The sequence below is a fragment of the Paenibacillus sp. FSL M7-1046 genome (genome assembly GCF_038007405.1).
Lineage (GTDB): Bacteria > Bacillota > Bacilli > Paenibacillales > Paenibacillaceae > Paenibacillus_AQ.
Map to the genome: position 1 here is coordinate 7,396,751 of NZ_JBBOXB010000001.1, position 24,149 is coordinate 7,420,899.

At 49.1% G+C, this 24,149-nt stretch carries 15 protein-coding genes, 1 tRNA gene and 1 riboswitch; of the genes, 3 read left to right on the plus strand and 13 right to left on the minus strand.

Features of this window, described 5'->3' with window-relative positions:
* Positions 1–44: 44 nt before the first annotated feature.
* The 3 genes from NYE29_RS33255 to NYE29_RS33265 all read right to left on the minus strand — a co-directional run bounded on the left by NYE29_RS33255 (position 45) and on the right by NYE29_RS33265 (position 10,382).
* Complete coding sequence (locus NYE29_RS33255) at positions 45–7,127, minus strand: DUF3289 family protein (RefSeq protein WP_340899370.1); 7,083 nt, start codon at positions 7,125–7,127, stop codon at positions 45–47.
* Between the two features lie 25 nt (positions 7,128–7,152).
* Positions 7,153–9,285: an S-layer homology domain-containing protein gene (locus tag NYE29_RS33260; protein ID WP_340899371.1), complete on the minus strand. Its 2,133-nt coding sequence runs from the start codon at positions 9,283–9,285 to the stop codon at positions 7,153–7,155.
* A 51-nt stretch (positions 9,286–9,336) separates the two neighbouring features.
* A riboswitch (cyclic di-GMP riboswitch) is annotated at positions 9,337–9,430 on the minus strand.
* Between the two features lie 271 nt (positions 9,431–9,701).
* Positions 9,702–10,382 carry a TetR/AcrR family transcriptional regulator gene (locus NYE29_RS33265; protein WP_076110572.1) on the minus strand — a complete coding sequence of 227 codons (681 nt, stop codon included), beginning with the start codon at positions 10,380–10,382 and terminating at the stop codon, positions 9,702–9,704.
* Between the two features lie 301 nt (positions 10,383–10,683).
* Here NYE29_RS33265 and NYE29_RS33270 point away from each other — a divergent pair, with 301 nt between their 5' ends.
* Together NYE29_RS33270 and NYE29_RS33275 are read left to right on the plus strand one after the other, a co-directional pair.
* The gene (locus tag NYE29_RS33270) at positions 10,684–11,463 is read left to right on the plus strand and encodes an SDR family NAD(P)-dependent oxidoreductase (RefSeq protein WP_340899372.1); all 780 of its coding nucleotides are present in this window, start codon (positions 10,684–10,686) and stop codon (positions 11,461–11,463) included.
* A 46-nt stretch (positions 11,464–11,509) separates the two neighbouring features.
* The gene (locus NYE29_RS33275) at positions 11,510–11,875 is read left to right on the plus strand and encodes a VOC family protein (RefSeq protein ID WP_083675605.1); all 366 of its coding nucleotides are present in this window, start codon (positions 11,510–11,512) and stop codon (positions 11,873–11,875) included.
* A gap of 126 nt (positions 11,876–12,001) precedes the next feature.
* Here NYE29_RS33275 and NYE29_RS33280 read toward each other — a convergent pair whose 3' ends face one another.
* The 8 genes from NYE29_RS33280 to NYE29_RS33315 form a co-directional block, all read right to left on the minus strand.
* Positions 12,002–13,234 (minus strand): RICIN domain-containing protein, encoded by a 1,233-nt coding sequence (locus NYE29_RS33280; RefSeq protein ID WP_076110574.1) that lies wholly within the window; start codon positions 13,232–13,234, stop codon positions 12,002–12,004.
* Positions 13,235–13,655: 421 nt separating this feature from the next.
* A complete protein-coding gene (locus tag NYE29_RS33285) occupies positions 13,656–15,581 on the minus strand; it encodes an FtsX-like permease family protein (RefSeq protein ID WP_076110575.1) in 1,926 nt (641 codons plus the stop codon).
* Positions 15,568–16,353: an ABC transporter ATP-binding protein gene (locus tag NYE29_RS33290; protein WP_038589163.1), complete on the minus strand. Its 786-nt coding sequence runs from the start codon at positions 16,351–16,353 to the stop codon at positions 15,568–15,570. The genes NYE29_RS33285 and NYE29_RS33290 overlap by 14 nt, the downstream gene beginning before the upstream one ends.
* 111 nt (positions 16,354–16,464) lie before the next feature.
* Positions 16,465–17,508, minus strand: coding sequence for a sensor histidine kinase (locus NYE29_RS33295; protein WP_076110576.1), 1,044 nt, complete (start codon positions 17,506–17,508; stop codon positions 16,465–16,467).
* A complete protein-coding gene (locus NYE29_RS33300; protein ID WP_038599269.1) occupies positions 17,505–18,188 on the minus strand; it encodes a response regulator transcription factor in 684 nt (227 codons plus the stop codon). The genes NYE29_RS33295 and NYE29_RS33300 overlap by 4 nt, the downstream gene beginning before the upstream one ends.
* Positions 18,189–18,287: 99 nt before the next feature.
* The gene (locus NYE29_RS33305; RefSeq protein ID WP_076110577.1) at positions 18,288–20,372 is read right to left on the minus strand and encodes a serine hydrolase; all 2,085 of its coding nucleotides are present in this window, start codon (positions 20,370–20,372) and stop codon (positions 18,288–18,290) included.
* Between the two features lie 162 nt (positions 20,373–20,534).
* On the minus strand, positions 20,535–20,801 hold the full coding sequence (locus NYE29_RS33310; protein WP_076110578.1) for a carboxymuconolactone decarboxylase family protein: 267 nt from the start codon (positions 20,799–20,801) through the stop codon (positions 20,535–20,537).
* Between the two features lie 20 nt (positions 20,802–20,821).
* A complete protein-coding gene (locus tag NYE29_RS33315) occupies positions 20,822–21,214 on the minus strand; it encodes a tautomerase family protein (RefSeq protein WP_076110579.1) in 393 nt (130 codons plus the stop codon).
* A gap of 110 nt (positions 21,215–21,324) precedes the next feature.
* Here NYE29_RS33315 and NYE29_RS33320 point away from each other — a divergent pair, with 110 nt between their 5' ends.
* Complete coding sequence (locus NYE29_RS33320; RefSeq protein ID WP_340899374.1) at positions 21,325–22,215, plus strand: LysR family transcriptional regulator; 891 nt, start codon at positions 21,325–21,327, stop codon at positions 22,213–22,215.
* Positions 22,216–22,520: 305 nt separating this feature from the next.
* Here NYE29_RS33320 and NYE29_RS33325 read toward each other — a convergent pair.
* A tRNA-Lys gene (locus NYE29_RS33325) sits at positions 22,521–22,593 on the minus strand.
* 144 nt (positions 22,594–22,737) lie between these two features.
* The gene (locus NYE29_RS33330; RefSeq protein ID WP_256718097.1) at positions 22,738–24,069 is read right to left on the minus strand and encodes an APC family permease; all 1,332 of its coding nucleotides are present in this window, start codon (positions 24,067–24,069) and stop codon (positions 22,738–22,740) included.
* Positions 24,070–24,149 lie beyond the last annotated feature (80 nt).

A 24,149-nucleotide genomic window follows, 5' to 3' on the forward strand; every position in this document is an offset into this window, starting at 1 on the left:
CATTCAATCAATCCTTTCTTAAATAGTTTCTGGGAATATTACTGTTAAAACTTTTCATCAAACTCAACAATAGTTTGAAAAGGTTTATGTCTTCCATTTAATGCTGAATAATGCTGCAAAATATACCATGACCGTAAACCTACCCATTTTCTTTGTTGAGTTACGTCCTCTTCATCCAAACCGAAATTATCCCAAAGCTTAAAATGTAATGTCCCACTGTAAGTAGATCCATTTGTATTAACTGATGATAATTCAATACTATTCCCCTCAAAACCATGAATTGTAATTCCAAAACCGTTTATTTTATCTAAGGTTCCGTTAAAAGAAGGTTGATTAATAGTACCCTTCATTTCACGTACCATTAAACTATTATTTCTATCTGCTGCATCATATTTTAATTTGGATGTATCACCATTATACTTCTTCAACAACTTCTTGACCGTCTTCTTGATTTCGCTAACATACTTCTTTATAACCCCTTTATTGTGCACTTTATTTGTCAGCGTGTTGTTTCTATATGGAGTGCCTGTTCCAGACATGAAATGGTCAACCATATCCAATGCGATATCTTCCATATCCCCTGTAGAAGTGCTTCTAACTAAAGTTTCAAAATCGCTTCGCCAATGATCTTCATCCTTATTCTTGAAATTACTTTGATAATACCAGGCACTTAATATATCCTCTAGTTGATTTTTAGACTTATCATTGTATTGCATGTCCTCAGGGTTCTTTCTTATTTGCGTTTGATAGATTAGCAATGGCACTTCACCGCCAAAACCTCCACCCCAAGCAGCATAATGTCCACTTGGATCAGTATATATCAACGGATTATTACTAACATATGCATAAAGATTCAAACTAAGCGGATTATTAATATCCCCTTCATACGTATCCTCATTTATAAACCGCCCAATACTAGAGTCAAAATCCCGCGCCTGCGCATGGGAGTAGCCACTGTAGTAATCATAGCCCAGGCTGGTGTAGCCGAACAAGTTGTCTGGACCGGACCAGTTCAGGTCGAATTTCTCCGGGTTTTCGGCTATGCCGAATTCGTCGTAACGGTATCGTGCTGACATGCTGCCGTCTTGGCCTTCCAGTCCGATCACGCTTCCCTGTGCATCACTCAGATAATAGAGTGTCTTCGGCGCTACAGCCGCCACTCCTGCACCACTGGCTCCATCAGCTGGTTCCCAATCATTACTCTCGTCTCCGCTGACCAGATAACTCATGCTGATCCGCTCTTCACCGGCTCCGTAGACGTAGGATTGCTTCCAGTTCTGGCCGTCAGCTCCGGTTGCCATAAGAGGCTGTGGAATGCTCATGGTGATGTCATTGGTAAAATAAATGTCAATCTGCCGCTTCTTATATTGCGGCTCCCAGCCATCCCGGTTCCCGGCAGGATTGCTTGAGAGATAAGCATCCTGAATAGCACCGTCACCAATGGTGGTCCGCATGGAGACCCGGTTCCCGTCACCGTCATACTTGTATGTGGTGATATCGCCGTATGCGTTGGTATTTCCGATCAGCCGGTTCGATGCATCCCAGCGGTTGCTCTCCAGCACCTGAGGGCCTGCTGCCTGCGCAACCTTCAGCAGTGCGTCAGGATTCAGGACTTTGTCTGCCCCGTATACCTCTTCCGTGACGCCAGATTCAAGATTTGCATCCGGCAGGCCGGATAATGAAGCTTCTTCAGCATCGGTTGGAATTGTTCCTGCTGGATTTAAGGATGGATTTGCAATCGATGACAGCGGATCTAATAGCTCCGACAATGCATCTGTATTGGTAACTGCATCTGCATTTGCGTCTGCGGCCCTGCCTGCTTTCAGTCCTTTTACTTCCTTATCCGAATAGACACTTTCCGGCACTGTAACCTTCTGCGCATTGGTCTTCGCCGTGAACAAGCTCAAAGCCGTTTCGCTGTCGATCCCGCTCACTTCCAGCAAATTGCCGCGCTTATCGTAGGCGTAGTCCTTGTAGTCGCTGCCTTTTTCGTAATGGGTCAGCTTGTTGGCCGCATCGTAAGTGTAGCTCTCCAAGGTGGTAATTCCGGCTTCAGTTGTTTCTTTGCCCAGACGATTGCCTACGGTGTCGTAGGAGTAGACGACCTTGGAACCATTCTGCTTCTGCACTTCAACCAGTTGGTTCAGCGCATCGTACGCATAATCCGAGATGTCTGCCGGACGCTGTGTGCCGGCCGGATTATCCTCATCGCTGCCGCCTTCCTGGCGTTCCGTGCGTATTTTGTTCCCTGCCGGATCGTAGACATAGGTCAGCTGCTCCAGAAGCGCGCCGCCCGGTGCCTGATGCTTCATCTCCAGCAGTTGTCCAACCCCGTCATAGGTATAAGTGCTTTGACCGTTGTTCGGCAGCAGCTTCTCCGTCAGTCGGCCGCCTGCATCGTACTGATAGCTGGTCGTCTGGTTCTGCGCATCCGTCACCTGCTTGATGCGGCCCAGCTTATCGTACGCATAGTTAACCACCGAGTTATCCGGATAGATCACTCTGCTGCGCTCTCCGGTTGCGGTCCATTCATAACGCACGTTATTGCCGTCCGGATCAATGACCGACGTTGGCCGGTTAAGTGCGTCATAGGTATATCTTGTGTTTCCGGTACTGTCCGTCATCAACTCACGGCGTCCCGCGAGGTCATATTTGTAATTTACAGTAAGATCGTTACCGTACTTAATCTGCTCCACTTGATTGCCTTTATTATAGGCATATACGGTTGTATTACTGTCCGGTTCAGTAACCTTCTGCAGGTTGCCGTTCTTATCATAAGCAAGGCTGGTCTTCTCCTGCAGCGGATTCACTGATTCAATCACCCGGTTCAGTGCATCGTAGTGATAGGAAGTCACTGCTCCCAGGGCATTGGTTTTGTCCAGCAAGTTGCCGGAGGCGTCATAGGTGTAATGGGTGGTGCTGCCCTCCGCATTCTTCACATCTGTTAACCGGCCCAGCGGATCATACGTAAAAGCAGTTTCACGCTGATTCGCATCCACGATCTTCTCTACATTGCCTTGAGCATCATAAGCATATGAAGTTTCGTACCCGAGCGCGTTGCGTACCCGTGTACTGCGTCCCAAATCATCGTATTCGTAGGTGGTCTTCTGGCCTGCCGCATCGGTGAACCCGGTCATTAGTCCGCGTGCATTGCGGGTTACGACCGTTTCCTCATTCAGCGGATTGATTGTCCCTGCATCCAGACCTCTGCTGTCGTATTTGGTCTTCCAGATGGAATGGTTAGGGTCGATGACGGCAATCTGATTACCGTTCTTGTCGTACTGGTATTCCGTTACCCCACGTAGCGCATCTGTTACCTTCACCAGTTGTCCCAGTGCATTGTAGTCATAATAGGTGCTATTGCCCAGTGCATCCGTCTCTTTGATGGTATTGCCAGCCGCATCATAACGGTAACTCGTCTTGGCATCGAGTGGATCGGTCACACTCAGCAGTTCATTGCGTTTACTGTAGGTGTAGGAGGTGAGGTTACCCTTGGCATCCTTCCGGGTGAGCATATTTCCGTTATCGTCGTAGGTATAAGTGCTCTTCCCGCCTTCAGCATCGGTAACTTCCTTTACTTGTCCGACACTGTCGTAGCTGTAAGCCGTTGTCTCACCCGCCTTATCTTTTTGCTCTATCACGCGGCCAAGCGCATCATACGTATTGCTGGTACTATGCTCAAGTCCGTCCTTCGTGCCGTTTAACCGGTATACCTGGTAAGAGCTGACGGTCTTTGTTCCGGCTTCATCCGTTTGTTCTTCCACATTGCCATTTGCGTCAAAAGTGACCGTGCTCGTCTGGCCAAGTGCGTTGGTTATGGAAACGGCACGGTCCTTCTTGTCATATTCGACACCTTGCAGCTTGCCATCGGCATCTGCCACTTGGGTGGTGCGGTGCAGGGTATCACGTTCAATCACTGTCGTATATCCGCTCGGGTCCTTAATTTCCTGTGCGAACCCGGCAGCATCATTGATATATGCTGTTGTATGCCCTTCGGCATCGGTTATGGAGACCGGAACCCCTGCACTGTCTCTGACAATGGTGACAGTGCTGCCGAGGGCATCCGTACTTGTGACAAGATTGCCTGCGGTATCATAATCGTAGGTGGAAGGGTTGCCGAGGGCATCGATCTTCTCAACCGGACGGTTCAAGGCGTTATAACGTGTGAGGGTGGAAGTACCATTCTCATCTGTCAGCTGAGTAACATTGCCGCGCTCGTCATATGCCAATTTCTCTTTATTGCCGTTAGCGTCTGTGATCGCGGTTACCCGGTCACTGCTGTCATAGCTGTATTTAACGATCGAGCCATTCGCCGCTTGCCGCTGAACGACTTGGAAATTATTATTCCACACATAAGCAGTATCTTGATCAAGCGCATTGGTCCACGTTGTCTTATTCGCAGTAGTAGCAATGGAAGAGGCCAATCCGGCAGCACTCACCGTTCTGGCAATCCCGGAATTCACATCGCTTGCTCCGCTCTCCGAGTAGGTCAAAATGGTCTTGCCTGCTCCCACTCCCGTATGAACAACAGGAGTCTGGTTCGGAGTCATGTCTCCGCCAAGGACGAATAGACCGCCCGTCTGCACATTCAAATTATTGTTAACACTGACGTTGTCACGAACGAACAGATCGCCGCCGGACACGGTTAGATTCGCCGTCTGGTTGTTGGATACGATCCCGCCAACGACCATCTCCTGGGCGATGTTCATTTCCACCCTTGTGTTAATGGACAAGTCTCCGGCAATCAATATCCGCTGCGCATCAATGGTCAGCCCGCCGCTGTTATAGGTCAAACTGCCCGTTTGCAGCGTATCCCCCACAGTTACGGAAGAATCATTGTTGAGATGAATCGTTCCGCCGGACCACAGATTGCCGTACAAGCCTTGAACCTTCTGCACATCCAGTGCAAGCTTGGTATTGGCATTAAGTCCCTGCTTCAGAATCAGCGTACCGTACACACGCACGGTAATATCCCGGTTCGTATTCATACCATCCACGATCAGCACCACAGGCTTGTTCGGCGACCCGAATGTTACGCTTTCTTCAAGATTTAAATGACCCGAACTGACAACTGCCGGGGATGTACTGCTGGCCGCAATTGCACTTTGGATGGCAGCAATCCCGCCTGGAGCGGCAACCGCAGAAGTAATGAAGCCATCCCGTTTGTTCTCGATGGCTCCGATGCTGCCCGCCAAATAGTCAGCAATGAGCGGCTTCAGCCCGGCAACCTGCCGGTATGCAGGTGCATGAGCAAGATTATGCATCGTACCGGACAAAATCACTTCATCCGAGTCCGGAATATCCCGTCCGTTCGCAGGATTTATCCCAGTCTCGCCGCCTTCCGACACCTCTCCCCGAACTACTGGAGCTACACGCCCTTCATAGCTGGATGAACTCGTCTGCCCGTAAAAATCGGTAAAGCCGGTCACGCGTTGATGGTCATCATAGGTCACGCTCATCGTGGCGGTCCCTTTGGCATCCGTAACACTAAGCACATGGTGCTTGTTATCATAGGTAAGCTTGGTTATAGCTCCGTCCACATCAGTAATCGAGGTCAGGTCTCCAGTGGCCGGGTCATAATGAAATGACATTTGGCGGCCGGTTGGATCACTTGCAGTCATCAGTTTCCCTGCTCCGTCGTAGCTTAAGCTCAGAGAAACCCCGGCTGTACTGACCGTTGCCAGCTTCGTACCCTGGTAAGCAAATGTGATCTTATTCCCGTTCAAATCCGTAATGGACTGCAGCAGCCCCTCTGCATTGAACCGGTAGAGATCGCCTTGAGGTGATGATAGAGTATACGCCCCTGCTGACGGAGCACTCAGCGTCCAGTCCGTGCCGCGCGGTGTCAGATACTCTCCTCCCGACAAAGGTACGTACTCAAAACGCGAGCCATCCGGGCTCATCACTTCTACCTTGCCGTCTTCTACCGCAGTCAGCTTCCATTCATAGCTGTGATGCCACCCTAATCCACTTACACCTGTAAAAGGGTCACGGCTTAAATAGTTCAGGCCGAATTGCAGCGGCATCAACGCCTGCAGCGAGATTGAATCACTGGAGTAGACAAAATCTCCCCGTGCCGGATCAACCGGTGCCTGTCCGGACGGGTTCACAATCCGCAGCCGATCCTGAAGTGCCGCTTCCGTAAACTGCGGCAGATCCCCGCTGTTTATAGCCCGGCTGGTTTGCGGATTGGTCAGCAGAATGGAGGTCAGGCCGCTGATTGTTCCCGCAGAGGTTGCAGACTGGTTCAATAATGCAATGTCCTGAGCCTTCTCCTGCATGGCCTGAACAGTATCCAGCTTATAATAATAGGCTGCCAGCGCCTCCCAGCTGAGTGAAAAAGCAGGCATAGGCGCACGCAGCACTGCGAGCGGCTCCGAAACCCCCGAGTACTTACCTTCCTCTTTCGCTCTTGCCGTGATATGCACGGCTTTACCCAGCGTTATCCCGATCTGTTCACTCCATTGTCCTGCGCTGTTGACAGCAATATTAGAGTACAGCCGTTTTTCCCCACTGGACGGATAATAAAGTTCCACTTCCAGCTGGGCCCCTGGTTCAGCAGTTCCTGAAACCACAGATTGTCCTGCAGCAGCAGGTTTGATCTGCAAAGCTGCCGGAGGAGGCAATTCATCGCCTCCAAGGATTTCAAAGCTGGCGATCTGCCCGTAGTACACGCCAACACCGTTATACTCGGCAGGGGAGATACAGATGTTATAACGCCCTTCATCCAGCGGTACACCGCCGATTTTCCCGTCCCATTCATACTCATGAACGATATATTGGCCGTTAAGCTTCGTTGGATATTCACCGCTCTTAATCAGATCCCCGAGGAGCGGGGACGATCCGTCCCGCTGTGGAGTACAGAGGCTGATATTCGTTTTATGATACTCCTGACCGTTGTCGGCCGCGTTGAAGCTGAAGGAGATTTTAACCGATTTTCCCGATTCCGGGTTAAGTTCACTGGGTTCAATCCGCATATTGGTAGCTGCATAGGCCGGAGAGATGAACTTATCCAGACCTGGAAGGATGGGAATATAAGAAATGACCAGCAGCAAAGCAAGCATGAGGTTAAAACGTGCCTTCATGCTGCCGCCGCGCCACTTCCTTTTGAGCGCTCCGAATTTCATGATTTGATCTCCTATCCGTTATAAGTTAGAGTAATTTCAGCTCAGCCAGCAGCTTGTACATCACGACCGCTGCTTCTGCTCTCGTTGATGAGTCTTTAGGCTTCAAAAGCTGTCCGTTACCCTGCACCAGCTTCTTGCCCACCGCTGCAGCTACGGAATCCCTTGCCCAACTGCTAACGCTGCCGTTGTCCTTATATCCGCCCAATTCAGCTTCAAGCTTGGCAGATTCTGCAGCAGAAGCCCGGCTGCCGATAGTGCTGTCTATTGCCCGCATCAGCATCACCATCATCTGTTCACGGGTCAGCGGATCATTACCGTGAAAAAGTCCACTTTCTCCCGTTACGATTCCTGCCGCTGCAGCTGCTTCCACATAAGGGTAGGACCAGTTCGCAGCTGAAACATCACGGAAAGCCGGCGTCTCCGGCCGCTGCGGCTGCAATCCAAGAGTTGCTGCCAGCAGCTTGGTGAATTCAGCCCGGGTCAGGATCCCTTTTGGCGCATAAGCGGTTCCGTTCATCCCGTTCACAATCCCCCTAGCCCCCAGCACCTCTACAGCTTGCTGCGCCCAGTGGCCTGACATATCTGTGAATTCAGCTCCGCGCAGCATTACCGCATATAGTCCGGAAGCTGTAATTCCGGTTTGAACAACGGCGTCTTCCGCCGCAGTCACTCCGCCAATATAGTTCCATATGCCTTTTGCCGGATCGTTGCTATAGATTCCAAGCTTCTCACGGCCTGTCGTCCAAGGCGCTTCCTTCGGGTACCCTACCGTCAGCTTGGCCGGCTTCAGGAACGGAGCACTCGCTTGTACCTGCCACGCTGAACCTGCCTTCAGCAGTTTTTTGCCGGTTGCGTCGAGCAGTACTTCTTTCTCCAGCTCAGCTTGGGCCAAGCTTACAGTGGTATTGTCAGGGAAGGTTCCTGCTGAAATCTCCAGCCGTGCCCAGCCATTCAGTACAGACAAAGTACCTCCAGCACTTCCGATAACCTGACTGTCCTTGGCTCCGGTTACTACAGGGGTCTTCACTTCCGGGGCTGAACCCGGGTTCGGATCTGCGCCTGGATTTGGAACTGCACCTGGATTTGAGGTTGTCCCTGGAGCTGGAGTCGTTCCTGGGGTTGGGGTTACCCCTGGACTTGGAGTGGCTCCCGGACTCGGAGGGGTTGATCCTTCTTTCAGGTCAATCGACTCTATGTAATCATCCTTCTTGCTGTAAAGCAGTTTATCCCCGGTAATGCCGATCAGCTTCGTTCCGGGCTCTATTGCTGGCAGTGATTTCACTGCATATGTAGAAAGGTTCACTTGCTGCAATGTGGCAGCACCGTCCCTCTCCTCTTGAAAAACTGCCTGCCCTTCACCTATCGACATGAAGGCATACTGGGTTCCTCCAGGCTTCATCTCGGTGAGATCCACAGGCAGAGCAGTCAGATCCTTGATATTCAGAATCACATATTTGCTCTCGGAAGCCCCATTTTTTTGCTTAAACAGTACATCGCTGCCGTTAAAAACAAACCAGTCCACATAGCTTGCTCCGCCCAGACTAACCAGTGCACGCGTAGCTCCGCTTTTCAAATGGAGCAGACTGAGCCCCCCGTCACGGGCATTCTTATACACCACATTGCCACCGGCCAGCACCGGGAAACGTCCTTCGCCGAGGTCGGCTTCAACACCCGTAGCCAGATCATGATAGATCATGCTGCCGTAATTTTTGCGCTCGTACCAAACCACACCGACTCCATCCGTAGTCGGATTGCCATATGTGCCAGACTGTTTGTTAAGCTTTCTTCGTGTACCCGTCTCAAGATCGGCAGTGTAAATATCCCAGTTCAGTGAAGACTCCTGCTCTGTTCCTTTGTCGGCCCACACTGCAACGTTGCCGCTCACATAAGGCGCATCCTTGGCAGATGAACCCGATGTAAGAACAGTGCTGGCACCACTGGCCTGATTCATCGCGTGAACCTGCTTCACCCCGTCAGCCTCTGCTTCCAGCCATACGATCCGGTTGCCGGATACGTTATAGTCCGTTCTACCCGGATCGGTCCCGGCAGCCAAAACCTGCTTCATGCTAAGGCCTCCGCTAAACAGGCCCACAAGCATACTCACCGCCACTGCGGACACAACCGTCCGCGAAAACTTCCCTTTCTTTCTAAACCTCATTTACTTCTCTCCCCCAGCGCTATTTGTAGGCACGCCAAAAAACCAAGTGCCTTGAGCGGCCCGGCTGTCTTAACATCCTCCTTTGGATGAAGTAGACCCGTGGCTTTGCGTCTCCGACTTTCGTACGGATTTGCCTTTGTTTCAAACTCGGTTTTTTCTGTCCCGTTATGGGTATGCAGGTGTGACTTTAGTTGTACAGGACTCTTTCTTTATCGGAATTTATCCCTATAAAATTAATAAGTTCTAGTTCTCCCTTACTTATATACCTTTTCCTTTTTTCGGAAATAGGTCTCGTTCTTCGGCATGTGTAAAGATTTAAAACAAATTTAGAAACAAAAAAACGGCATCTCTGCCGTTTAATTGTGTTATAGACTCTCAGGATTCGAACCCAGGCCTTATATAAAGGATTTCACTAACTACTCCTGCTTTAAATGCTTGGCTGCGGCTGCAGGTGCAAACAGTGAGCTTGCAAGCAGAGCTACCGTTCCTTTATACACTGCGTGCGACGCTGCGACACTTCCCAAATGTCCTCCTATGTGCAGGTGAATCACTCCGTGAAGAGAGGACCAAATCGTACCTACAATAAATTCCGCATTTGAATCACCAGCAATTAGGCCTTGCTCTTGAGCGCTGACAATCACGGACAACAAGCGCCGCATAGCAGTAACAGTGCCTTTCATGCTCTGCTCATCCGGTTTGAAATCTGCAAATGCTCCCCCAAACATCAATTTATAGTAGCTGGTATAGCGCTGGCCAAATTCCCAATACACTTCTGCCAGATTAATTAAATACTGCTGCAGATCCTCTGACTGTGAAGCACTCTCAAATTCGCTCGAGAGTATTTTGCAGCCCTCCAGATATAATTGCTGGGCTAAACCTTCTTTATTAGCAAACAGACTGTAGATGATCTTGGTCGAGCAACCCATCTTCTGAGCTACTTTTCGCACGGTGACAGCTTCCGGCCCTTCTTCCTGAAGAATAAAGGCTGCTGCATCAACTACGAGTTGACGAAGACTAGCTGTGTTCTGTAAGCGGGCTTCCTGATAGGTTGTCAGCTTTCTATTGCTTGCGTCAGCAAAATTGTTAGGTTCATTCAACTTAATCGCCTTCTTTAGTTATGTTGTTATTCTCGGGAAACGCAGTTTCCAATCATATACCACGCATTCTATACAGTCGATTCCACAAAGTCAATCCTACATACACATATCTTCTTGCAAATTTTTAAAAAGAAGGTTTGACTTTCTCCAGCCAGCAGGTTACTATGATTTCAACAGGAAACACCGTTACCAACTAACAAGCTAATATTGCTTTGGGCACTGCTTTTAAAGTAATTTTTTTTGCTCAATCGGTAACATCGTTTCCTAACGAATACATCGTTTTAATAGGAGGAGTAATTATATGAATATTCAAGGAAAATGGTCGCTAGTCACGGGTGCCTCTTCCGGCATTGGCGAACAATTTGCAATACAGCTGGCTAAACAAGGAAGCCATCTGGTTCTCGTAGCCAGATCTAAGAACAAACTCGATGACTTGGCAGCGGAACTCGAAAGAAGCTATAACATCAAAGTCGAAGTCATAGCTATGGATCTTACGGAAGCAAGTGCACCAAGGGAATTGTTCCAGCAATGCCAGCTGTTGAAGCTTGAGATTGAGCTGCTGGTCAATAATGCCGGATTTGCCACTCATGGGATGTTCGAGCAAATCTCAGGCCAGCGGCAGCATGAGGAGATTATGTTGAATGTTGCTGCCGTCGTAAATATGACTCATTTATTCTTGCCGGATATGCTGCGCAGAAGCTCTGGTACTGTGATCAATGTATCGTCCACTGCAGGATTTCAGCCGCTCCCCTATATGGCTGTGTATGGGGCAACCAAAGCTTTTGTCTTGTCCTTTACAGACGCATTATGGTGGGAGAATCGTGACCGTGGAGTCCAGTTCTTCGCACTTTGTCCCGGTTCTACCGATACAGATTTCTTCACCGTTGTGGGGACGGAGGAATCTTCAGTCGGGAAGAAAGCAACTCCACAGCAGGTAGTTGAGACTGCGCTGCGCTCACTCGCGAAAAAGAAGATATACACTGTTCCAGGCTCGCAAAATTACCTCGGAGCACAGCTGTCCAGATTCGTTACCCGAAAACTGAGTCTGCGGATTGTTGGAAACATGCTTCGCCCAAAATAGCGTATAATGAACAAAATAGAAAATCCACAAAAAGGGGATAGGATACATGATATTGAGCATGAATTGGATTACGCTCAGGGTGCGGGATCTGGAGGCATCCCTTAATTTTTATCACAGCATTCTGGGACTTCCGATTGACCGCAGATTTGAGAGCAGGGGAAGACAGATTGTTATGTTAGGCACGGAGGGGCAGCCCAAGATCGAGCTTATTCAGGGAAGCGACCCGGCTCTGAAGCCGGAATGCGGTGTATCCATTGGGTTCGAGGTGGCGTCGCTGGATGAGGCAATAGAGAGTTTCAAAAGCCAGGGTATCCCGGTAGCGCGTGGTCCGATTACGCCGAATCCACGCATATCGTTCTTTTATGTACTGGATCCGGACGGTTTCGAGGTACAGATTGCAGCGCACAGCTAAGCCTGTGTTTTCGTCTTTTCCCTATGGAGCAGAAGCAATAAAGCTGCACCCCGTCACAAGATTCATAAATTACCCGAAACGGGGCACGGCATTCAGACAAATTTGTTTCAGTGTCCTGCTAGGGTGTTAGTTAACTTTGGTAAACAACCACTTCTGAGCATCAGTTCCATTGTCGGTCCATTGCTGGACCACTGCCCCATCAGCCGTAGAAGATCCGGATACGTCTATGGCCAATCCGCTCACTTTGGAAACAAGTTTGAAGTACCCGCCTCCCGCATCCACGATTCTCCACCGCTGGGCATTGGAACCATTATCGTCCCATTGCTGAAGCTGTACACCGGTGGAAGTACTTGAGCTTGGAACATCCAATACTTTTCCGCTATGCACTGCTGTAAGCTTGTAGTATCCGTCGCCCGTGCTCTCCACCTTGAATCTCTGGTTATTGGCAGTGTAATTGGTCCATTGCTGCATTTTCGCTCCACTGGCTGTGGAAACGTCTACTACATCCAGCGCCTTGCCGCTCACCTTGTTTGTTAAGGTATAAATACTGCCGCTTTCGATGTTTGGCGAAGTGGATGCCTGATACACGCGTACATAATCAACCAGCATTTGTGCCGGGAATGGAGTTGAATTGTCGGGACTGCCCGGCCAATTCCCGCCCACGGCAAGATTGAGCAGTATAAAGAATGGCTTCTGGTATTCTTCCGTATTTCCAGTTCCGTTCTCAATATAGAAGGCATTATATTGGTTGCCGTCTACAAACCACTTTATATAATTTGCATCCCACTCAATGCTGTAGACATGGTACTGGGAAAAATCCAGGTTGCCGGATACCTGTCCATACTCAGCATGTCCATTGGCATCCCAATGCACTGTGCCATTAACAAAGGCATTATTGTTTACACGTTCCATAATGTCGATTTCCCCGCACTGAGGCCAATGCGCCGAATCGATGTTCGTTCCAAGCATCCAAAATGCCGGCCATATTCCCTGCCCTGAGGGCAACTTGATTCTCGCTTCGATTTTTCCATAAGTAAAACTTTTTAATCCTTGAGTCTTTATCCTTGCAGAAGTGTAATTTTTTCCGCCATAGGATTCTTTTAGTGCAGTAATGACGAGATTCCCCCCGGTAACTTTCAAGTTCTGCGCACGGTTGGTGTAGTACTGCAGTTCATTGTTTCCCCCGCCATCGCCGTTAACTTCGGCAGACCAATTGCCAGTATTCAGAGAATTCCCGTCGAATTCGTCGCTCCATACCTGATTCCAGTTAGAAGCTGCATTTGAATGCCCAGCGGGTACTAAAGAAATCAAGAGTGTGAACAGAAGTAATAGAACCAGAACTTTTCCCCTTCTCAACATCATCTTTCCCTCCTCTTAAAATGAAAGTTTTAATAGGACGCAGGAAAACAGACGGTAACAGTCTACCCATGATCAGCCCAGTAATATCACCTCACTTATTTTCTCTTATTTCAATGCACGGCGCGCGCTCCGCACATTTGAAACCCGGAATAGCCAGAGCATAAATACGTGTTTTCCACACTGTATAGGTGCCGACGCCTTTGGAGGGGGGGCAGTCTAATCGGCCCACATTATTGTTATTCCAACCGGTTTCGTATATAAACGCCTGTTGTCTTCGTTACAGGGATAGTTTCACAGGAAGTTATGTAAGCGCAAACATCTTGTATGAACCTATTATAAACCGGTTTCGGTTCATCAATCTACCTAAATTTTGTCCAATTTTCAAAAAAATAGTGGATGTAATGTCAGGAGCTCGCACAACTTAGCAGCCTTGATGCTGAGACATCCTCACAATCCGGCGATAATAAACAACAGTGAGCACAGCGAACAGAAAATAGATGAGCGTATATACCGACATGGCAATAGCTGCCGGGAAGGTGAGGTTGGATAAGGACAGCGCAGAAGCCGCTTTTACGGCGAAGATGGAATGCAAAAGCCCGATCGCAAGCGGTATCGCGAATACAAACATCTGCTTGCGGATAATGCCGCCCATGATCTCACGCTCTCCGAATCCGAGCTGCCACAGAATCGTATAGCTATCCCTCTCCTGCTCCGCCTCTGTCATCTGCTTGAAATACAGAATACTGCCCGTGGAGATCAGGAAGATCAGGCCAAGAAAACCTGCTATGAAAATGATCAGCCCGAATTTCCGGAGCGACCCTTTATAAAAGCTATCGAAATCGGGATTGCCACCCTCTTCCTTGACATATTTCGCATAGATGCCAGCTGCCGCTGCACGCTCATTCTTATCCGCAATCTGGTAGGTGTCGATGACAATGGCTTCATATGCAGGCGAAGATGGTATTTGCTCACGAATAGCCCTTATCGAGTCCAGCGACATCACAAGCTGATGACCGTGTAAGCTGAAATTCATGGCATAGCGATCATTTCCCCGTGTTAATTGTATGTTGGCGTGAACCCCACTTTCCCCGAAATCAACAGTTTGTGGAAAAGTAACCGGAAACGGCTGCTTGCTTAGCGCCTTCTTGAGGCCAGTGTACCAGACGGCCTCACCCTGTCTTGGGACAATAATGTCTGCACCGCTTGCCTGCAATTGTTCTGCCGCGAGCAACAACAGGCTGCGTCCGTCCCCTTGCCCTATACCGATCGTGCCAGGCAGCCGGACAGCCTCAACCGGTTGATAAGCAAACGCAATTCCGGCCTTCTCCAGCTCAACTCGAAATGACTTCGCAGCCCGCTCATTATTGGCAAAGATAAAGTCGTAAGGCAGCATTGCTCTAGACTCACTCTCTGCCGAATAGTACAGCGAATAAGAGATGGCTACCATCGTCAGCGTCATCGCAGATAGAATGGTAATCAGGGTGAGCGAGTTCGCATTCCCCTTCATGCGATGCATGATCGGGGCTAGCGACAAACTGTTTTTTAGCCCGAGCTGTCCATCCTTCCCCTTTCGTATCCGGAAGAACAGCCAGCCTATCGTCACACGAAACAGCAAATAGGTCCCAAGTATAGTCGAGGCAAGAATCACAAGCACCTGCTGGAACAGATTCTGGCCGAGGGTTTGGCTGGAGAGCAGATAGCCCGTAACGATCAGTCCAATCCCAAGCAGCCCCATCAAAGCGGACAGAACAGTCTTCGGCTCTTGCGGATAATCGCCCTGCTTGTCCAACTTGAATAGATCGAGCAGCGTTGAGCGGTAAACCTTGAACAGCATTTGTACCATGGTAAGGCCGATAAGCACAGTAAATACGATGACGGTCTGCAAGGCGGCTCCACTCGAGAAAGAGAGGGTTACAACGCTTTCTATACCGATCAGTTTCATCAGAATAAGCATAAAAATCCGCGCCACAAGCGCTCCCCCAACTATTCCGATCAGGAGCGCCCCCATCCCCAGCAGTGCACTCTCCGTGATGAGCAACCTTGCTACCGCGCTGTGCGTCAGCCCCACCAGCTGATACAGCCCGATTTCCTTGCTGCGGCGTTTCAGAAAAATGCTGTTCGCGTAGATCATGAATACAACCACAATCGTGAGCACCAAAATTCCGGCCACATCAAACACCAAAGTAAATGGAATCTCGCCGAATGATGCTGCCATTACCGATGAGTCATTCTGCAATGTGGCGAACACGAAATAAAGGGCTGTACTGAAAATTAGTGCAAAATAATATAAGTAGTAATTTTTAATATTTTTCCGCACACTACGGATAATCAACTCAAACAGTGTCAATATGATCACCCCCGAGCACGGCCTGCACATTCAATATATCTTTAAAGAAAGCTTGCCGTGTCTTGCTGCCTCGGTACAATTCGGAATACAGCATTCCGTCCTTCAAAAACACGACGCGGCTGCAATAGCTCGAGGCCACAGGATCATGAGTCACCATCATAATGGTAATATTGTGCTGCCCGTTAAGCTCCTCCAGCATTCCCAATAGAGAGGAGGCCGCCTTCGAATCCAAAGCACCAGTCGGCTCATCCGCAAATACGATGGAGGGCCGGTGGATTAATGCGCGTGCAGCAGACGTCCGTTGCCGCTGCCCCCCGGAAATTTCATTCGGATATTTATGGGCAATCTCCCCGATGCCGAGATCTGCAGCCATGGCCTGAAAATCAGCCTCCACCGCTGCTTTCTTCATCTTATCGAGGGAAAGGGGCAGCAGGATATTCTCTTTTACAGTCAACGTATCAAGTAAATTGTAATCCTGAAAGATGAAGCCCAGCTTCCTGCGCCGAAAAGCAGACAATTCGGTGTTTTTCATAATCGAGACGTCCGTATCTTCGACGAGAATTTTCCCTTCCGTCGCTTTATCAATGGTCGCCAACACTTTGATCAAAGTCGACTTCCCCGACCCGGACGGCCCCATGATTCCGACAAACTCACCTTCCACTACACGCAGGTTGATGCCCTTCAGCACCTGCTGAACATTTCCCCTGACACCAAATGATTTACGGACTTCCTGCGCATGCAGTACGGTTCTCAGCCCATTGTTTTGATTCATCTCCATAGCCTCAGGTAGCCTCCACTCTGATATAACCTTCATTTTAGAGAAACAGGCCATGCCCGTCGCCCGTATCAGATGACAAGCAGGAGGTTCTACGTGACAATATTATCATATTGAAGTCCGGACAGATTCGAACGCATTGACCGCGGTGAAGGTCATCTGCATGGCCGTTCCTGATTGGGGCTCCGACTCTACCGTTAACCTAATCCCGATTTTGTCCGCGACAGTTTGAGCTAAATAGAGTCCCAGTCCAGTTGCCGCATTTTGAAGTCTGCCGTTCCCTCCGGTAAAGCCTTTATCGAAGATACGCGGCAAGTCCTGTGCGGCGATGCCCGGTCCTTCATCTCTAATCGTAAATCTGACAGGCCCAGCCTCTATGACTGTAGTTGACAGTACAATCATTCCGCCCTCCGGGCTATAGTTAACCGCATTCGTCAATATTTGCCTGATAATAAAACGGCACCATTTGCGGTCTGTTCTAACTAAAGTCTCTTCGCCTTCAAACTCAACAGCTATGTTTTTCTCCATACACCAGGAGCTAAGCTCACGTACTTCCAGTGCAGCAAGCCGCTGAATTCCCGTCTGTTCCAACACATAATCAGCCTCAAGTGTCGGCAAACGTGAAATGTATAATTGCTGGTCGATGAGTAAATGAATCCGCAGCCATTCCGATTCGATTTTACGCATCGCCGGATGGTCTCTGTTAGCATCTATGATTAACTTCACCGCAGTCAGCGGCGTCTTTACCTCATGCACCCAGGCAGCGATATAATCCTGCTCCATAGATCGGGCAGAATGGCTCTTCGATATTTTATGCCAGTACCAGTGGTCCACTGCCCGTAAGAGCTGGCTCGTCGCCTCCTCCTGATACAAAAAAGTTGACGGCAAGGTTTCAATCCAATCCTCGTGGATCCCTTCAGCCAGTTCTGCCAGCGCTCGCGGATACCTCGTTTCTTTGCGAAAACGCCACCCAAGGAAAACGATCATCGCCAGAATTAGCAGCATGTTTAAATAGAGCATCGAATTTCCACGGATGGAAATGCCATTGTCGATCCAGATCAGCAAATCTACAAACAACAATGAGAACAGGAAAAACACAATCCAGCTTTTCCTGTCATACAGATAGCGGAGGAATAAACGTTTCCCGCTCATAACGTACACGCCATATATCCAAGTCCTTTTTTTGTTACAATCGCTTCTTCCAGTTGAAAAAGCGCCAGCTTTTGACGCAGCCGCGTTATGTTCGCTGTCAGCGTATTGTCGTTGACGAAGGTCTCATCATCCCACAGCTTGCGGATCAGATCCTGGCGTAAAATCACTTTATCCTTCTCCTTGACGAGCACCACCAGAATAAAAAATTCGTTCTTGGTCAATAACACGTCCTGCCCATCCTTGCGGATCAGGCCACGCTTCATATCAATAATGGTGCCGTTCCATTCGATAAGGTCATCAGCTTCCTCTCTATAAGCATAGGTCCGGCGGAGAATCGCTTGTATTTGCGCGAGCAGCACGTCTATATGAAACGGCTTTTGAATATAATCGTCCGCCCCCATATTCATCGCCATCACCATATCCAGCGGATGATCGCGCGAAGATAGAAAGAGAATCGGCACTTTTGACACTGCCCGAATTTCCCGGCACCAGTGAAAACCATCATACATTGGAAGTTGTATATCTATGATGACCAGCTGGGGCTGCACTTTAATGTAGGTGCTCATCACATCATCAAATCGCTCCGGTCCCGTGACATGAAACGACCACTGCTCCAATCGTTCCTTTAAGGAAGCAAAAATGGCCTCATCATCTTCGATAATAAATATATTAAAATCCATATCGGCGAACTCCCTTCCGGCTGTTGCTCCTTCATCATACCATTCCGTGCTTCCATACAAAAAGGGGAGGCAAATGAATCGCCCCCCCACTGAATGAACTTATTGCGGAAGCAGCATCGTGAACAGCAGAGCCGCCAGTTCCTGCTTGTTCAACGCCCGCTGAGAGCCGTAATCGAACATGCCGTTCGACTCGGTCACCTCCGGTCCATGCAGCTTCCAGATGACCGCAGAGCTGACAGCATCGGCAGCCCATTTCGACGTGCCCGGTGCAAGGACAGCCGTGGAATCCGGCACCCTAATTCCCGTTACAGTAAGTAAGCGGCAGACGATAGCCGCAGCTTCTTCGCGAAGAATCGGACGGTCCGGTTCGAACATTCCGCTCCCTGTTCCATTCAGCATACCGGCCTCGACAGCGGCTTGAATATCCTTTCGGTAGGGAGAATTTTCAGTATCCTTGAATACAGACGGATTTGAAGATTCAGGGATGCTCCATATCGCGTTAAAAGTATGGATGAATGCTCCACGGTTGACCGTTTGCGTAGGCTCAAATGGCTGTGACAAATCATCCGTTAAGAACCCCAGTGACTTTAAGCTAAGAATGTAGCTGGCATACGGATGATCGGCCGCTACATCCGGGAATTCGGCTGGATCCTCCGGTATTTTGGCCGCATAGCTGTATAAATTAGAGTATTTCATATAAAGGATACGGCCCTCGGCATCCGCCTTGAAGGCTAAAGGATTCCCCTCCTCATCAACGAACAGCAGCTCACCGGTCTGCTTCAACTGGTGACGGCTAAGCATATCGCTCACTCTTAGGGTGCCATCTCCTGCCACTTCGACTTTGGTCAATAGTTTAATCCGCAAATCGGAGTACAGGCCTTCAAACTTGGCAAGGTCTTCCGCGGACTGTACCTTGAAACCCTTCGCTTCATACGGCGATTTGCCACTCGCATAATAATGATTCATAAAAGCGGTAAACAGATCGTTACGCAAACCCTGATTCGTATTGTAAGAAACGAAAACACCCGTTTTACGGTCAGGTAGAATCCATAGCAGCGAACTATAGCCCAGAATGTCGCCACCTTTGGAGATCACAGCTTCACCCTTCGTTTTGGCCGGAAGAACAGGCGATTCAAAGCCATATGTCATATCCGGCAAATCCGGATGGATGGCCATCTGGTAAGCCGACATTGCCTTCACCGATTCAGGTGACAGGATAACCGTACCGTCCGCCGCACGGCCATCATTCAGAAAAGCTTTCATAAACAATGCCATATCGGAGGCGGTCGATAACATGCTGCCCTCCGGCCATTCACTCGGCGAAAACCCATACACCGGAATAGCATTGCCCTCCGCATCATAAGAAGTTACGAGCCGGCGGGTCAAATCTTTGGTCATGCTAAAGCTGCTTGAAGTCATACCGAGCGGCTTAAACAGATGTTTTTGCACATAACTCCCGAAGGATTCTCCGCTTACCTTCTGCACAATGTATCCTTGCAGCCTGAAAGCAAAATTATCGTACATATAGGACGTTCCCGGCTTGCGAACAACAGGGGGGAACACATCGTAGATGCTTTCTTTTAAAGAAACCGGTTTCTGGGAAGGGTCAAATAAATAGCTGGCATCCGTAGGTTCGCGTACTTCAAAACCGGTCGTATGCGTCAACAGATGCTCTATCGTTACCGGTGTATCGAAGGGATTTGTTACTTTATAACCATCCAGGTACTTTTCAATGTTGTCCTGAAGCGAAATTCTCCCTTGATCGACAAGTTGCATAATGGCTGCGGCTGTAAATACTTTGGAAACAGAGCCGACCCGGAAGGTACCCAGGTTGGCATCTACCCGTGCCTTCGACGTTTTATCAGCTACGCCATACCCTTTGGAGACAAGCACCTTCCCGTCTTGAACGACAGAGATCGCAGCCGATCCGGCTTTTTGCTTGATGGCATCCCGGGCAAAAAATGCGTCAAGAAACGCCTCAACTTCCTTCGCATCACGGGGCCCGTTCTTTAAATCTCCCGGGGCAGCGCTGCTGAGTGCGGCAACTTGTTGGACCGAGGCTAAATGATCCGATGGCTCAGACGGCTGAGCATACGCGCTTGCTTCACCGGCAAGAGTCAGCAGCAGCAGAGCGGCCAGCATGCCGGAGGTGCGGCGGGTTTTGTTATTCCTATTCTTACTCAACGAAAATCCTCTCCTTGCTTCCCTTAAATTTGGGCTTAACCCAAGTCAGATCGAACAGGCAGTTCCAACCAACACATTAATTGTATGGTTAAGCGCAAACCCTGTCGTTCGATCCAGGTGATAAGCAGGAGGGGGTTTGTTACATTGTTGTCACTTTGGGAATCACTTTCTAGCGAGATGAGTTATCGCTTCGATCAATTCTTCCTCGGATAGACCGTTCTCCCGGGCCAGACGGATATGAAAGGGCAACTGCCCGGTAAGTCCACCAGCGACTAGCGCCGATACCGTAAGGAGACTACGTTCCCGAAGCGATAATTGCTCTCTCCGCCATACCTCCTCGAAGAGCACTTCTTCCGAATAGCGGGCAAACGCTGGGGCAATCTCCCCAAAGGTTTCAAGGGCTTTCGATGCAATTTTACGATGCTTCATTCCAATCCCCTCCTTTCCTTCTATGGACGTTCAATCATTTGTGCGATGCCATTGCCAAACGTCCAGTCCTCAAATTCCGTATCGACCAGCACGACGAAGACGTCTTCTTTCCTGATGTGGAGGGTGTTCGACAACTGTTGAGCCAACTTGCTGTAAAAACTCTTTTTTTGCTCCGTGCTTCTTCCGGATTTGAGCGTGATTTGAATAAAGAGCAGTCCATCCGTTCGCTCTATGTTCAAGTAATTTGGACTATAATAAAACTCACTTGCTTTGTGTGCATGGAATACTTGAAAAAAATCATCTTCAGGTACGTTAAAATGCTCAACCAGAGCACTCATGATATCACGGCTAATATTGGGTAATTGCTCCGCATCGTATTTATTTTCCAAGTAACTTACCCTGACGAATGGCATGTTCACTTCACTCCTTTAGCGATTTACCCTTATTGTACTCCCCACCTCTTATTCTGTATAATTGAATTAAATGATATAAAAATTCAATTTTTCCGATGGAGATATAGACTATGGACTTAAAGGAACTCACTACATTTCAGACTATCCTTCAAGAAGGAAACTTCTCCAAAGCCGCCGCAAAACTGAACTACGCACAATCTACGATTACGAACCAGGTTCAGCGGCTGGAGAAGGAACTGGGCATCAAGCTTTTCAAACGAGGCTGGGATTCAGAGCTTACCGCTGCCGGGCAAATATTTGCAACAGAGATCGACAAGCTGATTCAACATTGGAACTATGTAGCAGAACAGGCCAAAGCTTTGCAAAAAGAGGAGATCGGCACTCTAAGTATCGGAGGGCTGGAATCGTTAACAGAGCAGGTACTGCCAAACTCGCTAAAGCGGTTCCGCGACTATAAACCCAATGTATCCTGCCACTTCGTAATCGGGAACACAGCCTCCCTGTCCCGTTCACTGCTTCAGAATGTATTGGACTTTGCCCTATGCGGAGAACCTGCCGAGGCGGCTTCGTTTCACTTTGAGCCACTGTACAACGAGCGTATCTCTTTCATCGCAGTGGACAACCACCCGTTAGTGGGGAGAGACGGAATCCCTTTTGAGGAATTACTGGGTTATCCAATCATTTCCGGGGGAACTACCTGTTTATATTATTCGCGGTTATCGAAGCAATTTTCCCGTTACACTGAAACTCCATTTCTGTATACAGTAAGTCAAATCTCAGCCATTGCGGGGTTCGTCCAGCAAATCCCTTCCTCCATAGGAGCCGTTCTCGATTCTACGCCATTACCGCCAAATGTTGTGAGAATCCAAGTTGAACTGAAGGATTCCGCCATTCCGGTCGGCCTGCTGCAAGCACGCAATGATGAGTATATCTCCTCTTCCAAGAAGCTTTTGATGCAATATATAAAAGAAGAACTAGAGCATGATCGACGCCGAAATTAAACGCAAAAAAACACGCCGGTATTTGACGTGTTTGGTTCGCTTGTCCGATAAGAGCAAGTGCCCTTGGAGTCGCTTTGTATGTGCCGACCGCCCTCTCGCAAAGGATGCGGTCTATCTCTGCCCGTAATACCTTAAAGCCGCCGCCCTTAAAAGCGGCTATTGCCTAGAGAGTCGTGTTGACGCACGGCTCTCTTTGCATTGTACGTCTTTTCTATCCAAACTATACCACGATTCAAAACCAAATAAAAAGCCACTCCACTACCCGAACAGCAGAAAAAACGGCATCTCTGCCGTTTTTTCTGTGATGGACTCTCAGGGACTCGAACCCTGGACCAATTGATTAAGAGTCAACTGCTCTACCAACTGAGCTAAGAGTCCAAATAGATGTCTAATTATTCGAATTCCACTAGACTAGAATCTTTCAAAAAAAGAAATCATCTTTAAAAGACGCTTTAATATCATATAACTTTATATTTCTTCTGTCAAGAAAATTATTACTCAAGTTCTTTCATTATTTTAAAACTACCGGTTTTTGCGGGACAGCACATAGTAGACCGGGAGTCCGGCCAGCGTAATGCCGATACCCACAAGAGAACGCAGCGGATCACTCACAATTGTGCTGGCCAGAATATAGATCCCGCCTGCCACCCCTAAGATAGGGGTAACCGGGTAGAGTGGCACACGGTAACGTCCTTTCTCCTGCGGCAGTTTTTTACGCAAGATGAACACACCAAACACACCCATTGTAAAGAAAATCCACAACACAAACACCAGCAAATCCGTCAGCGTATTAAAGGTTCCCGAGAAAATATAGATGACCGCCAGCACACTTTGAAAAATGAGCGCATTGGCTGGAGTCTGGAACTTGGGATGGATGCTTCGGAGTACCCGGGAAAAAGGAATCTGATTCTTCTCCCCCATTGCCTGAGGCACCCGCGCCGCGGTCATTAAATACCCATTCAGCGCACCAAGTACAGACACGATAATCCCCGCAGTAATGAAAGCCCCGCCGCCGCTGCCAAACAAAGCCTCGGCTGCATCAGCCCCAGGAGTCTGGGAAGAAATGATCTGATCGTAAGGCAGCGCCTTGAAAATTGCAATATTGAACAACACATAAACGGCGATCACGAACATCACACCAATGGAGATGACCTTCGGCAGGGTCTTGGCCGGATCTTTGATTTCTCCTGCCATATTGGTCACGCTGATCCAACCGTCATAGGCCCATAAGGTGCCCAGAACCGCCGCCCCAAAGCCCGCACCAGTCGCAGTAGCTCCAATCCCTCCAAAGCCGGGAGCCAAATCCGAGAATAAACCTACTCCTACGATACCTGCAACCGGAATCAGCTTCCCAACAGTCGCAACCGTCTGAATAATACCGCCGAATTTGGTCGCAATGACGTTCATGAGGAGAATGAATGCCAGAATGGACACCGCCAGCAGCTTCTGCTGCCATTGATTGAGCGGCAAAAAGTATCCGGAGTATGTGGCAAACGCTATCGCCAGCGCCGCAACGGAGGCCGGATAGGAGATTACAGCCTGCACCCAACCCAGCAAATAACCGAATACCCCGCCGTACAGTTCACCTAGATAAGTATAGAGACCTCCTGACTTAGGAATGGCGGCTGCGATTTCCGCCACGCTCAGCGCCGAGGCCAGCGTTATGATTCCTCCAATCCCCCAGGCCAAAATACTCATCCATGGCGTACCGGCATGATTCAGCACAATACCAGGCTTCAGAAAAATCCCCGATCCGATGATCATCCCCACCACAATGGCCAGAGCTTCAATGAATGTTACAGTTTTTGTTAGCGGCTTCGTATTCATAGTGAAATTAAAAGTCCTTCCTGTCACGAAATTATAGATCTCCCGGTTGTATTATATGTATTGGGGAACCGCAGAACCTTCACCGGTTCATCCGGGTTTACGCGAAA

Excerpts from the sequence above, each read along its gene's own strand:
- NYE29_RS33255 (WP_340899370.1), bottom strand. The coding sequence starts at position 7,127 with ATGAAATTCGGAGCGCTCAAAAGGAAGTGGCGCGGCGGCAGCATGAAG.
- NYE29_RS33260 (WP_340899371.1), bottom strand. The coding sequence starts at position 9,285 with ATGAGGTTTAGAAAGAAAGGGAAGTTTTCGCGGACGGTTGTGTCCGCA.
- NYE29_RS33270 (WP_340899372.1), top strand. The coding sequence starts at position 10,684 with ATGAATATTCAAGGAAAATGGTCGCTAGTCACGGGTGCCTCTTCCGGC.
- NYE29_RS33275 (WP_083675605.1), top strand. The coding sequence starts at position 11,510 with ATGATATTGAGCATGAATTGGATTACGCTCAGGGTGCGGGATCTGGAG.
- NYE29_RS33280 (WP_076110574.1), bottom strand. The coding sequence starts at position 13,234 with ATGTTGAGAAGGGGAAAAGTTCTGGTTCTATTACTTCTGTTCACACTC.
- NYE29_RS33290 (WP_038589163.1), bottom strand. The coding sequence starts at position 16,353 with ATGAATCAAAACAATGGGCTGAGAACCGTACTGCATGCGCAGGAAGTC.
- NYE29_RS33295 (WP_076110576.1), bottom strand. The coding sequence starts at position 17,508 with ATGAGCGGGAAACGTTTATTCCTCCGCTATCTGTATGACAGGAAAAGC.
- NYE29_RS33300 (WP_038599269.1), bottom strand. The coding sequence starts at position 18,188 with ATGGATTTTAATATATTTATTATCGAAGATGATGAGGCCATTTTTGCT.
- NYE29_RS33310 (WP_076110578.1), bottom strand. The coding sequence starts at position 20,801 with ATGAAGCATCGTAAAATTGCATCGAAAGCCCTTGAAACCTTTGGGGAG.
- NYE29_RS33315 (WP_076110579.1), bottom strand. The coding sequence starts at position 21,214 with ATGCCATTCGTCAGGGTAAGTTACTTGGAAAATAAATACGATGCGGAG.
- NYE29_RS33320 (WP_340899374.1), top strand. The coding sequence starts at position 21,325 with ATGGACTTAAAGGAACTCACTACATTTCAGACTATCCTTCAAGAAGGA.